Origin of the sequence: Granulicella cerasi (genome assembly GCF_025685575.1) — a bacterium.
GTDB lineage: Bacteria > Acidobacteriota > Terriglobia > Terriglobales > Acidobacteriaceae > Granulicella > Granulicella cerasi.
The window spans coordinates 254753-266718 of the sequence record NZ_JAGSYD010000004.1; the positions used below are offsets into that span (position 1 = coordinate 254753).

General features: G+C 61.0%; 15 protein-coding genes. 5 read left to right on the forward strand and 10 right to left on the reverse strand.

Going from position 1 to position 11966, the window contains the following annotated elements:
- Positions 1-2: 2 nt before the first annotated feature.
- The 5 genes from OHL11_RS14730 to OHL11_RS14750 all read right to left on the reverse strand — a co-directional run bounded on the left by OHL11_RS14730 (position 3) and on the right by OHL11_RS14750 (position 3718).
- Positions 3-305 carry a transcriptional regulator gene (locus OHL11_RS14730; RefSeq protein WP_263372290.1) on the reverse strand — a complete coding sequence of 101 codons (303 nt, stop codon included), beginning with the start codon at positions 303-305 and terminating at the stop codon, positions 3-5.
- On the reverse strand, positions 306-1610 hold the full coding sequence (gene nuoD, locus OHL11_RS14735; RefSeq protein WP_390236371.1) for an NADH dehydrogenase (quinone) subunit D: 1305 nt from the start codon (positions 1608-1610) through the stop codon (positions 306-308). It abuts the gene before it with no gap.
- A gap of 56 nt (positions 1611-1666) precedes the next feature.
- On the reverse strand, positions 1667-2176 hold the full coding sequence (locus OHL11_RS14740; protein WP_263372291.1) for an NADH-quinone oxidoreductase subunit C: 510 nt from the start codon (positions 2174-2176) through the stop codon (positions 1667-1669).
- A 52-nt stretch (positions 2177-2228) separates the two neighbouring features.
- Positions 2229-2636 carry an NADH-quinone oxidoreductase subunit A gene (locus OHL11_RS14745; RefSeq protein WP_263372292.1) on the reverse strand — a complete coding sequence of 136 codons (408 nt, stop codon included), beginning with the start codon at positions 2634-2636 and terminating at the stop codon, positions 2229-2231.
- A gap of 158 nt (positions 2637-2794) precedes the next feature.
- Positions 2795-3718: a prepilin peptidase gene (locus tag OHL11_RS14750; RefSeq protein WP_263372293.1), complete on the reverse strand. Its 924-nt coding sequence runs from the start codon at positions 3716-3718 to the stop codon at positions 2795-2797.
- 152 nt (positions 3719-3870) lie between these two features.
- Between OHL11_RS14750 and OHL11_RS14755 the strand changes: the two genes are divergently transcribed.
- Positions 3871-4389, forward strand: a complete 519-nt coding sequence (locus OHL11_RS14755; RefSeq protein WP_263372294.1) for a hypothetical protein — start codon at positions 3871-3873, stop codon at positions 4387-4389.
- Positions 4390-4502: 113 nt separating this feature from the next.
- Positions 4503-5018 (forward strand): DUF3592 domain-containing protein, encoded by a 516-nt coding sequence (locus OHL11_RS14760; RefSeq protein ID WP_263372295.1) that lies wholly within the window; start codon positions 4503-4505, stop codon positions 5016-5018.
- Here the strand turns inward: OHL11_RS14760 and OHL11_RS14765 are convergent.
- Both OHL11_RS14765 and OHL11_RS14770 read right to left on the reverse strand, forming a co-directional pair.
- A complete protein-coding gene (locus OHL11_RS14765; protein ID WP_263372296.1) occupies positions 5015-6445 on the reverse strand; it encodes a carbohydrate porin in 1431 nt (476 codons plus the stop codon). The genes OHL11_RS14760 and OHL11_RS14765 overlap by 4 nt on opposite strands.
- Before the next feature lie 112 nt (positions 6446-6557).
- Positions 6558-6779, reverse strand: a complete 222-nt coding sequence (locus OHL11_RS14770; RefSeq protein ID WP_263372297.1) for a YidH family protein — start codon at positions 6777-6779, stop codon at positions 6558-6560.
- A 374-nt stretch (positions 6780-7153) separates the two neighbouring features.
- Between OHL11_RS14770 and OHL11_RS14775 the strand changes: the two genes are divergently transcribed.
- Positions 7154-7978, forward strand: coding sequence for a thiazole synthase (locus OHL11_RS14775; RefSeq protein ID WP_263372298.1), 825 nt, complete (start codon positions 7154-7156; stop codon positions 7976-7978).
- 69 nt (positions 7979-8047) lie between these two features.
- Here OHL11_RS14775 and OHL11_RS14780 read toward each other — a convergent pair whose 3' ends face one another.
- Genes OHL11_RS14780 through OHL11_RS14790 form a run of 3 tightly spaced genes read right to left on the reverse strand, consistent with a single transcriptional unit; the run spans position 8048 to position 10223 of the window.
- Positions 8048-8551 carry a DUF4149 domain-containing protein gene (locus OHL11_RS14780; protein WP_263372299.1) on the reverse strand — a complete coding sequence of 168 codons (504 nt, stop codon included), beginning with the start codon at positions 8549-8551 and terminating at the stop codon, positions 8048-8050.
- 12 nt (positions 8552-8563) lie between these two features.
- Positions 8564-9889, reverse strand: coding sequence for a carboxypeptidase-like regulatory domain-containing protein (locus tag OHL11_RS14785; RefSeq protein WP_263372300.1), 1326 nt, complete (start codon positions 9887-9889; stop codon positions 8564-8566).
- Positions 9890-9938: 49 nt separating this feature from the next.
- On the reverse strand, positions 9939-10223 hold the full coding sequence (locus tag OHL11_RS14790; RefSeq protein WP_263372301.1) for a hypothetical protein: 285 nt from the start codon (positions 10221-10223) through the stop codon (positions 9939-9941).
- 107 nt (positions 10224-10330) lie between these two features.
- Between OHL11_RS14790 and OHL11_RS14795 the strand changes: the two genes are divergently transcribed.
- Together OHL11_RS14795 and OHL11_RS14800 are read left to right on the forward strand one after the other, a co-directional pair.
- Positions 10331-11554: a tetratricopeptide repeat protein gene (locus OHL11_RS14795; RefSeq protein ID WP_263372302.1), complete on the forward strand. Its 1224-nt coding sequence runs from the start codon at positions 10331-10333 to the stop codon at positions 11552-11554.
- Between the two features lie 66 nt (positions 11555-11620).
- Positions 11621-11950 (forward strand): PspC domain-containing protein, encoded by a 330-nt coding sequence (locus OHL11_RS14800; protein WP_263372303.1) that lies wholly within the window; start codon positions 11621-11623, stop codon positions 11948-11950.
- Positions 11951-11966 lie beyond the last annotated feature (16 nt).

Genomic DNA, 11966 nt, shown 5'->3' on the forward strand with positions numbered 1-11966 from the left:
GCCTACTCCTCAAACATCACTCCGCGCACCAAACGCTCGGCGGCGAAGTCCATCTCTTCGGGGGCGTCGTCTCCTGCGGAAACGGTCCCGTCTTCATGCAACGCGAAGGGCTTTGCGGCGCCTTCGCTGGTTTCCATCTGCTCCGGGGTGAAGGCCAGCCAGCGGCTGCCCACCCGAAGCGTAATTTTTTCCGCGCTTACCTCAACCACGGCGTGCTGCGGTGCGTTCAATCCGTGGGCGGCGGCGTAGCTGCGGAGGACTGCCGCCCAGGAGGTCCAAAGTTCGGTGTGGAGGGCGGCATTCACCTAGCGGTCAATTGCCCCAAGCACGATATCGATAGAACCAATCACAGCCACGACGTCGGCGATCAACTGCCCCTTGCACATCGTCTCCAGCGCCTGCAGCGTGCAGAAATCGGCGTTGCGCATATGGACGCGGTAGGGTTTCGTGGTGCCGTCGGAGACGACGTAGTAGTTCATCTGGCCGTGAGGAGCTTCCACCGCACTCATCGCTTCGCCGGCCGGGACCTGGAAGCCTTCGGTGACGATCTTGAAGTGGTGGATGAGCGACTCCATCTGGGTCTTCATCTGCTCACGGTCGGGAACGAGAATCTTCGGGGCATGCGCGACGTAGCGGCCTTCCGGCATGCCGTCGAGAGCCTGCAGGCAGATCTTGACGCTCTCGCGCATCTCCAGCATACGGACCTTGTAGCGAGCCCATACGTCACCTTCGGTCGCAACCGGGACGTTGAACTGGAACTTCTCGTAGCTGGAGTACGGCATGTCGCGGCGGAGGTCGAAGTCGACGCCCGAGGCGCGAAGCGGCGGGCCAGTGACGCCGAGAGCGATGGCCTGCTCGCCGGTGAGGTAGCCGATGCCCTTGAGGCGGCCGATCCAGATCGGGTTCTTCTCGAGCAGACCTTCGTACTCGTCGATCTTCGAAGGAAAGTCCGCAAGGAAGGCACGGATGCGCTTGAAGAGACCGACGGGCGGCTCCAGTGCGACGCCGCCGATGCGAACGTAGCTGGTCATCATGCGCTGGCCGGAGACGGCCTCGAAGATGCGGAGCAGCTCTTCGCGCTCGCGGAAGCAATAGAGGAAGACCGTCAGCGCGCCGATATCCATGGCGTGCGTGCCGAGCCACACGAGATGCGACTGAATGCGGGTCAGCTCGTTGAAGAGCACGCGCAGCCACTGGGCCTTCTCGGGAACTTCGAGCGCGAGGAGCTTTTCGACTGCCAGCGCATACGCGGTATTGTTCGTCATCGGACAGAGGTAGTCGATGCGATCCGTGAGAGGCGTGACCTGGTTGTAGAACTTGGCTTCGCAGGTCTTCTCGATGCCAGTGTGCAGGTAACCGATGTCGGGTGCGAGCGAGACGACGGTTTCGCCGTCGATCTCGATGACGAGACGGAGCACGCCGTGCGTGGACGGGTGCTGCGGGCCCATGTTCAGGACCATCGTCTTGTCGGAGATCGGATCAGAGCCTTCTGGCGCACGGCCGGAGACGGACTCTTCGACGACATCCTTGACGTCAGGAATGATGAGGTCTTCCGCCGGGCGGAAGGTGGTGAGCGTTGCGCCGGAGATCTGGGTGTTCAACCCAGCCATCGGGTGGCGGACTTCTTCGGCAGATTCGTTCTTTTCGAGCAGGTCGGTCGGGCTCATTAGCGGTATCCCTCCACCGGGTAATCCTTGCGGAGCGGGTGGCCGTTCCAGTTGTCGGGCATCATGATGCGGGTGAGGCGCGGGTGGCCTTCAAAACGCACACCGAAGAGGTCGAAGACTTCGCGCTCGTAGAAGTTCGCCGCAGGCCAAACCGAGGTGATCGAGGGGATCGACGGCGTGTCGCCGTGCACGCGCGCGATCAGGCGGATGCGTTGCTTCAGCTTGTGCGAGAGCAGGTGGTAGGTGACCTGGAAGCGCGGCTCGGTGGGGAACCAGTCGACGCAGGTGCAGTCCTCGAAGAAGTTGTAGCCCGAGGCCTGTGCGGCCTTGCAGGCCTCGACGATGCTCTCGGGGGCGACGGTGAGGGTCAGCTCATTGCGGTCCCACTTCGCATCGACGATGAAAGCTTCAAGACCCTTGACGGCGGCGTGGTCGGCCAGCGCAGCGGCAACAGCTTCTTTGCCGAATACGGCTTCGGGAGTTGCCGGGTTGGTTGCGGGATCGGACATCCGTGACTCCTACTTCGATAAAGCGGCTGAGCGAACTCAGCGAGGCAAAGGTTTACAGATCGGCGCGGTCATTCGACCAGTTCAGGATGCCCTTCTTCCAGACGTAGAAGAGACCCACACCCACGAATGCCATGTAAATGAACATCTCCCAGAAGCCGAAGAAGGGGTTGCCGGTGATGTGCGGAAGTTGCTTATAGATCACTGCCCACGGAAGCGTGAAGACAGCCTCTACGTCGAACAGAATGAAGAGCATGGCGACCATGTAGAAGCGGACGGAGAACCGGCCGCGGGCGTCGCCCACCGGGTCCATACCGCACTCGTAGGCGCTCAGCTTGGTCTTGTTGCGCTTGTGCTTGCCAAGAAGGAATGAGGCGGTGATCATGCCACCGGCCATCGCGAGCGCGATCAGAATCTGCATCGCGAGCGGGAAGTATTGCCAGATGTAAGGGTTCGCTTGCATGGACATTTTTGAGTTTAGGAGCGTGAGCGTCAAGAATCAAGTCGGCGAGGACTCATCTGTGGAACACTTTGCGCGACTGTCGGCAGATGCAGCAATGCGACGAAAACGGTCGTATTTCAAGGGTTAGCGCGCATCCCCGCGTCATTATTGAACATGCGCTAGAGCAGACGTGCGTACCACGACACAATCGCCTCGCCGAAGACGGCTGCAACAATTCCACCCATCGAAAGATAAGCTCCGAAGGGAAGCGGTGTGCTTCGCTGCGCTTTTCCTCGCGCGAGCAGCACCACGGCGTAGAGCGCCGCCCCGATGACGCCGAGGAAGAGCGCCAGCATCGCCGGCCAGAAGCCGAGGAACGCAGCGATCATCGCCAGCAGCTTCACGTCGCCGGCACCCAGTCCCTCGCACCCACGCACGCGCTTGTATGCCCAGCGCACAAACCACAGCAGAAATGTGGCCGCGAGAATCGCCGCCAGGCGGCCAAAGACCAAGTGCTCCGTACCTGTGAGGAAGACATCGCCCTTGGCGGTGAAGGATCCGGGGCTGGACATGCGCAACTGCTGATGCATGTGAATGTCATTTGCGCCGTTGGGCTCAAAGATCGACTCGGCGCAGATGAGGAAGAAGCCGATGCCGATGCCGAGAAGTGTAAAGGCGTCCGGTAGCGTATGCGTCTGCCAGTCCATGAAGATGAGCCCGATGAGCAACCATCCAAGGATCGCGAGGCCGATGCTTTCAATGAGAATCTGTGCGAAGGCGTAGCTCACCTCCGGGCCGCCCACAGCGGCGAAGTAGATGTGGCGCGTGGGAATCACAAACCAAGCGGCCACCGCCAGTTCCACCAGCGGATACTGCCACGAGATGCTTGCCTTGCAATGGCGGCAACGTCCGCGCAGCAGCAGGAAGCTCAGCACCGGGATATTGTCATACGCGCGTATCGGCGCCTGACAGTGAGGGCAGCGCGAGCCCGGTTTGACGATGCTTTCATGGAAAGGAAGTCGTGCGATGCAGACGTTCAGGAAGCTTCCCAGCAGTAAGCCTAGAAGGATTGCAGCGATCTCGAGCCAAAGCAGGGAACTCATGTGCTCAGTATAGTTTTGCGGCGGGCGAAAACAGGCAGTTGCATCTGTGAGCAACATTCGCGGAGGCTTTGGGTTCTAACTGAATGTACGGGGCGCTCAGGATGGCCCCGGACATTCGCGGTTTTCGCGGATGCAGGGAAGGAGGCTCCCCAATGCGTATTCTTCGTAATCTCTTACTTCTCAGCCTGGTACTCGCGCCGCTGACGCTGGCTGCTCCGAAGGCTGAGGCCCAGGTCTCGGTGGGTATCGGTATCGGCGGCCCTGGCTACTATGGCGCCTACGGTTCGTCCTGCCAGTGGGGCTACTACGGCTATGCGCCGTATGCTTGCGCGCCCTACGGCTACTACAGCTCGGACTGGTTCTATAACGGCGCGTTCATCGGCGCCGGCCCGTGGTATCACCGTGGCTATTACGGCGGCGGCCGCGGCTACTACGGTGGCGGATATCGCGGCGGCTACTACGGTGGTGGTCGTGGCTACTACGGCGGCGGTCGCGGCTACTATGGTGGCGGCGCACGCGGTTACGTCGGCGGCGGATATCGCGGCGGCGGTGGCGGCGGCTTCCATGGTGGTGGCGGAGGCGGCGGCTTCCACGGCGGCGGCGGTGGTGGCGGCTTCCACGGCGGTGGAGGCGGTGGCTTCCACGGTGGCGGCGGTGGTGGCCATCGCTAATCGCAGCACAAAACATCGGCAACGGCTGTCCTTCGGGGCAGCCGTTGTTGTTTGCGTTGAACCACGCGCGATAATGAAGGTAGGCCGTTGTGACGGCAAGGAAAGAGGTCGCTTTGCCGTCGTACGTTTCGCCACTGGTTGTCTCTCGAGCACGCCGTGCTGCGCTGCCTGTACCCACTGGCCGCTTCCCGCACGCGCTCAAGCTCGCGCTGCTGTGGACGGGCATCATCCTCATGACAATCGCGGTCGGGCTCGCGCTGCACACGTGGTGGATCGACCGTCCTCTCGTGCGTGCTACCGGAACTGTGGAGATGAACGACACCCTCACCAGTGGCGATGGTGACCTGGTCTACGTTGCGCATGTCCGTTTCCGCGACGAGCATGACGCGATCCGCGAGTTCACGCTGTCACCCAAGGGCGAAGAGACGAAGTATCACCCGTCGATGCAGTTTCCGCTCCTCTACCCGCACGGCCACCCGGAGCAGGCACGCATTGCTACGGTTTGGCGTGAGTACGCAACAGCGCGCAACGTCGCCATCCTTGGCGTGGTCCTCTTCGACATCGGCTGCATCTTCTGGATCCGCGATCGTCGCCGCGACATGGCGCGTCTCGCCCGCCAACAGCGCTAGAAATCTACGTGAGTGCGGACGGTGAAAACAGCCACCGGTCCGCGGTCGTTGTTGTAGCCAGGGTGCGCGATCAACTGCACATCGAAGGCCGTAAACAGCCCGCGCCAGTTGTGCATGTTGTAGTAGCTTTCGAGGATATCTTCGCGCGAGTAGTTCAGTCGGCCATCCCCAAGGATGAAGCCTATCCCGCCGAGCGCCAGGTACTGCTGATGGTCACGCTTGATCGCGTTGCTGATCAACGTCAGGCCGACCTTGTCATTCGCGCGGTTCCATCCGTTGCCAGCGAGATCCATGCCGCCAGCAAATGTTTGGTCGACCTCTGTGTACGCGTAGCTTTCGTGCTGGCCCTCGTTCCAACCGAAGCGACCATAGGCGCGAAGGTTATGACCGAGCTCCTGCTCGACGTTTGCACCGAATCCGTACTTCACGGTGATCTGCCTGGGATGAGCCGTAATGTCGGGCGTTGCACTCGCATCCCCGAGCGCACGGGCCTGGAGCGCGGCGCGATTGGCGTTGCGATAGAGTCCCATATCCGCGTGGTTCGTGAAGCCCATGACGCGCACTGCGCCCTTCTTGTCCTTCAACCAGTGCGAAACGGGGCCGTTGTTCCAATCCACTTCATAGTTCTGTCCACTGGCGCGTCGCAGGCTCCAGTCGAGATCGATGCCATTCGCGATCGTAGGCATCAGTGCGATGGCATAGCGCGCCTGCCAGTCATGATCGGTGTACTCGGCAACCACGGCGTAGCTATATCCGCGCGTGTCGGCGGCGTAATCCCACGCGCCGTTGTTGTCTGCGGTCCAGTTCAGAAATTGCAGATGCGAGTCTGTGCCGACGCTATTGTTGTCAAAGGCGTCCGGCATACTCATGCGCCCCACGCGAAGCTCGATCCTGCGAACCGGCGTCTGCGTTGCCAGCGAGTACGGCGTGCGTTGCGCAGCGACCATCTTGTCGGTAAAGCCGATCGTCGTGCGAAGCTGCACACGCGCGACGTAAGGCGTCGAACCCAGCGAAGGATTGCGCACGACGTCGAGGTTCGTGAAGCCGGCAAGCCCGAGAGCCTCGGAGATGCCTCGGCCACCCGCGCTTTCGAGATCGAAGATGAAATCTGTGTCGTAGCGTGGCTTACGCACCAGCTGCACGCCCGTAAAAAGCGTTCCTACGAGCGAAACCTTGTATTCGCCACGGCTCAACATGGAGTTCGTGTCCGAGTACGTCGAATGAAAGCCCGGATGCGCCTGGAAGACGATGTTCGCCTGACCGGCGATATACAACGGCCACGCGTCAGAGTGCGGGAACATCGTGGTGGGCACGGAGGCTGACGCGTCGGTCTTCGGCGCGGTGGGATCCTGCGCCTGCGCCGAGACAGAAAAGAGAGTGCCTGCAGCCATCAGCGCGGCCGCACAGGCAAAGCGAGGTAAGTTCATCAGGGATCAGCCTACTCGAAGTCGTTGAGACAAAGATAAAGGCCCACGCAGGGAAGAGCTTCCTACACGCAGGCCTGGATCCTGTGACGCGACGGCGCGCTCAGCGCCTGTCTTACTTGCTCTTCGCGCCGACGACGATCAAGCCGATGCCGCCCAGCAGGGCGATGCCCGAAAGGATCGGCGGAATCGGCACTGTTTCCTTCTTCTGGTGCGAGATCTGCAGCGGCCCCATGTCCACGTCCTTCTTCTCGTGTGAGAACGAGAAGCCTCCCATTGCGAACCCTACGATCCCGAGCAGGACCAGAACAATACCAATTACAGTTGCTGCCTTCATGGTGTATGTCTCCTCTTTTCGGTGTGATGCAAAAAGTGGGCAGGTGCGCTCTTGATTTGCACAGCGAAGGGGCGTACATCTCTGTGTACACGGGAAAGGAGGATGATCCCTATCTATGAAAATTGACAGTAACAGTTACAACCCGCAACGTGAGGTGACTGAGGCTTAGGGCTCCTGTTGCTCTAGACCTGGCAGTATTTCGTAGCATTCCTTCTGCCGAGGCCCACTCCGAGAACGGGTGTCCTCAGGTCAATCTCAACAGTTCACCACCAGGCGGCCCGCGAATCTTACTCGCGGGCCGTTTGCTGTTTGTGTTGCACGGTAAGCGGCGTCAGAGACTCGCAACGCAGCGCGGCTTCTCGTAAGCTTGTGTCATGAGTATCGATGTTCTTGAGCCGACGACGACCGCCTCCGCTGCCACCGAAGATCTGCTGACCATTGCAGGCCGCACCTTTCGTTCGCGCCTGATCGTCGGCACCGGCAAGTACAAGGACGGCCCCGAAACCGCCGCCTGCATGGAGATTTCCGGCACCGAGATGGTCACCGTCGCCGTGCGCCGCGTGAACCTCGACCGCTCCAAGGAGTCACTGCTCGACTTCATCGATCCCAAGCGCTACTTCCTGATGCCGAACACCGCAGGCTGTTACACCGCAGACGAAGCGATCCGCGCGGCGATGCTGGCGCGAGAAGTGGGTCTCTCGGACTGGGTGAAGATCGAGGTCATCGGCGATCAGGCAACGCTGTACCCGGATGTTCAAGCAACACTCGAAGCGACGAAAGTTCTCGTGAAGGAAGGCTTCACGGTCTTGCCGTATACGACGGATGACATTGTCTTTGCGAAGCGTTTGATCGATGCCGGAGCCGCGGCGATCATGCCATTGGGCGCGCCGATCGGCACAGGCCTGGGCATCGCAAACACCTACACGCTGCGCATGATGCGCGAGCTGATCACGGAGGTTCCGCTGATCGTGGATGCCGGTCTGGGAACAGCTTCGGATGCCGCGCTTGCGATGGAGATGGGCTTCGATGCCGTACTGCTGAACACCGCCATCGCAGGCGCGAAGGATCCGCTGAAGATGGCCTCCGCGTTCCGTAAGGCCACCGAAGCGGGCCGCGAATCGTTCCTCGCAGGTCGTATGCCGAAAAAGCTCTACGCGACCGCCAGCTCGCCTCTCGAAGGTGTTTCCCCGCGCAGCTAGTCGGGCTTCTCACGCACGAAGAAACGGCCTGAGTGATCTCAGGCCGTTTCTTTTTGAACTGCTTTCGGTTTAGGCGAAGCGGTCGAAGTCATCGCGACCGTGAACTGGTGCGAGGATCAGCAACACCAGACCTTCGATCAGCACGACGCCCTCAAGCTTCTCGCTCAGGCCGTGCAGACGGCTGAAGTGCTTATACGCCGGGTTATCGGGCGATGCCTTCGAGACATCGCCGCCAAGCGTGAGGCGGTCGGTGTCCATGCGGGGAATCACAGACATCTGTGAGTAGCCTGTGAGCACGATCATCGAGATCACGATCGCAAGTTCCACCGCGCGCACCGGATGTGTATCACGCTGAGAGGCCAACAGCGCCAGCGTGAAGAAGAGGTAGACACCACCAGCGATCAGCCCGATGCGATGCAGCGACAGCAGGCTGCCGCGCACGATGATGCCCGCCGTATGCGCGTCGGGCATCGACTTGAACGCGACGATCGTAACGCCCGCGACGAAGAAGACGATGCCGCCCACCCAGATGGAAAGCGCGATCAATCGGAGGCTGCGAAAGAGAAGTGCCATACGCCTCCTAGACTACGCTCCCAGCTTGCCGCTGTCGCGACGAGCCAGAGCGCGCTTGAGCACGGTTTCGAGCGCGAGCTTCTGCGACGCATACTCGGCCTCGCTCAGCTTGCCTTCAAGGCGTTCAGTCTCCAACGAGAAGAGTTCTTCCTTCAGCGCGTTGAGCGTGTGATCACCATGCGCGACCGGAGTCACAGGCGGATAGTTCGTAGGCGGCACAGGGGGCGGCGTGCCACCCGCGAGTGAGGGCGTTGCAGGCTTGCGCAGCAGGATGCCAGCGGCTACAGCGAAGGCGAGCAGCAGGCCTGCGAGGATCCAGTACTTGTACTTATCCAGCGGCGTGCGGTTGCCGTCAGGATCGAGCGGGTTGTCGATACCCTTGCCGGGCTTCGTATTTTCCGTTGCGGCGACAGGCGCATCGCTTCCACCAGCGGCAGCTCCGCCGGCTGCGGGACCTTGCTGTCCGCTACCCTGGTCCGGGTTCTGCGAGTCGCGCGGAAGCTGGCCGGTGCCGGTAAGCGTGAAGCTGAGCGGTGAGCCCGGAGCCACATTGCGCGCCACAAACGTCTGCGCGTTCACCTCATCATCGACCGAGGAGAACGGGCTGCCCGGAACCGGCGTGAACTTCATCGCCTTTGGCATCATCAACGCGATCGTGCCGACCTTCCACGGAAGCTTCGGCACGAGGTCGATCTTGCCGCTGTACGGCAGGTGATACGTCACCTGAAAGCGAGTCTCGCCGGGGCGGATGGGGAAGATGAAGGTGAAGTGTCCCTTGTCAGCCAGCGGCACGGGCGCAGCCTGCACAGGCATACCGCCCGGCGCGAGTGCGGCGGAGCCTTCGACGACCGCTCCTTCCGGCAGGTAGAAGTCGAACGGCTGGTTCGAGAACTGCGTCAAGGCAGGCTCGGACTCATTCTTCACGAAGAAGTTTTCAACGACCTTCAGGCTCGTGCCCGAGGGATCCGTCTGGATGCGCATGACCTCGGCTTCGGTCGAGACGCCCTTCACATGCTCCGCTGCGTTGTAGACCTCGAGGTCCACCGACTGCGTTCCCGGAGGCGCGGGGCGAAAGTAGTTCGCCTTGTCGTGCATGACGCGGATGAGGTGCAGACCTTCGTCCGGCACCTCGAGCGTGTAGTGGCCCTTGCTGTCGGTCTTGGTGCGCGTGGACTCCTGCATGCCCTGCGCGAGACGGATGAGCACCACGTCGTCGCCGGCCGCGGGCTTGCCCGTGGTCTTGTTCGTCACCGTACCGGTGATCGGCGTCGCGGCAAGCGCCGGAAGCGAGAGAGAGCAGAGAGCCAGGACGAGAGGGCGAAAACGTAGCTGTAGCACGTCTCAAGGATACTATCGTCGCGGCTTGCGCTGTTCTGTTATCGGGAGCTTAGGCGGTCTGATGCGACTGCAACCGCTCGAGTTCGCTGACAACCGACGCGGCCTCAGCCTCCAGCGCCGTGCGTTGCAACTCGTAATCGGCCACAGGATACTTGCCCGCGCGGAACTCGAAGTTCAGGTCACGCAGGTTGTCGTAAATCACGGTCTTACGGTCATGCAGGTACTCGGCGCGCGTATGGCGAACGGGCGGGACGATGGCGCGCTGGGTGCCGAAGAAGATATACACCGCGCTGCCAATGACCAGCAGAGCAACAGCCGCGATAAACAGAAACATTTCCATCTCGTCTCTACTTATACGCCTCGGCGCCGTGGCCGGTATAGTTGGCGCCTTGGCCGGTATAGTTTTAGATGCGTCGTACGCGGACGCGAAGGAGTGGTCTCGTGGGTGTTTGCGGACAGTTTCGTCGTCTCCTGTTGCTGGCCGTGGCCGCAACGTCGATCTCCTCAGTCGCATCCGCGCAGATGGCCGTGCCGCCACACACGGCGCCGCTGAACGTTGATCCGCAGGTCCGCCAGGCGTTCGACCACTTTTACAGCCTCGACTTCAACGACGCGCTGCATGGTTGGCAAATAGTCGCGCAGCAACATCCCAACGATCCTATGGCCTACAACTACCTGTTGCTGGGCACGCTTTTTCGCGAGCTTTACATTCAGGATCTGCTCGACACGACGTACTACGCGCACGATTCTTTCCTGCTGAACAAACGTCAGGTGAACGTGTCACCCGCCGTGCGACAGCAGATCGAAGACCTCTCCAATCGCGTCATCGACATGTGCGATTCGGCATTGAAGAAAGATCCCAATGACAAGAACGCCCTCTTCGCGCGCTCGTATGCAAAGGGAATGCACGCGTCGTTTCTGATTCTCGTCGACCATTCCTGGTCGGCCGCAGCGAAGCAGGGCTTGTCTGCTCGCAACGACTCCGAGGCCGCGCTGAAGATCGATCCGCAGTACGCCGACGCCAATATGGCTGTGGGCATCCAGCAGTACGCAGTCGCAAGCCTGCCGCGCGTCATCCGCATCCTTGTAGGCTTCTTCGGCGTGGGAGGCAACAAGCAGCGCGGCCTCGAAATGCTGCGCATCTCCGCAGCGCATGGCCCTGTGACGAGCGTTGAATCACGCACAGCGTTGAGCCTCTTTCTGCGTCACGACGGCCGCTACTCCGAAGCTCTTCAGGTGGAGCGTTCGCTCGCGCAGCAGTATCCGCGCGACTTTCTGTTTCGCCTCGAAGTTGCGAACCTGCTGAAGGATGATGGCCAGGGCGTGCAAGCCATCGCCGAGTACAAGAAGGTGCTCGAAGATGCAGGGAAGCCGGGCTACTTCACGGAGCCCCGCCTTCAGCTCGCGTACTTCGGTCTCGGCGAGACGCAGCGCGGCTACAACGATATTCAAGGCGCGGCAGATAGCTTCCTCAAGGCGGCACAACAGCCTAACTGCAGCGACTGGCTTCGCAAGCGCGCGCAGTTGAACGCCGGCAATATGTACGATCTGCTGCACGACCGTACACAGGCGGTGCGGCTCTACAACATGGCCGCAGCTCCCGGCGGAGATCAGTCGCAAGCTGACGCGGCGAGGAAATATCTGAAACAGCCGTACACCCGCTAAATCGCAGGGAACCGAGCTCGTGATGTTTGCGTATCTGAGAACGTTGCAGTTTTCGGAGGTGTCATCATGATGTGCACAGTTTGCGGTAAGGAAGTTCAGTCCGGCGCTCGTTTTTGCAGTCATTGTGGAGCGTATGTCGTTCCCGAAACCCTCTATGGCTATAGCGGACCGCGTTCGCGCTTCGTTCGGCCACAGGAAGGCCGCATGATCGCCGGTGTTTGCGCAGGCATCGCGCGCTACTACGCGATCGACGTAGCGATCGTGCGTCTCGTGGTGGCGCTTTGCATCCTGTTCGCAGGCCTGCCGATCGTTGCTTACCTCATTGCCTGGCTGGTGATGCCGAACGAAGAGTTCGTGCCGATGGCTCCGCCGCAGAACAGCGCTGGAGCGCAGTAACGCCGCCCGTTAGAAT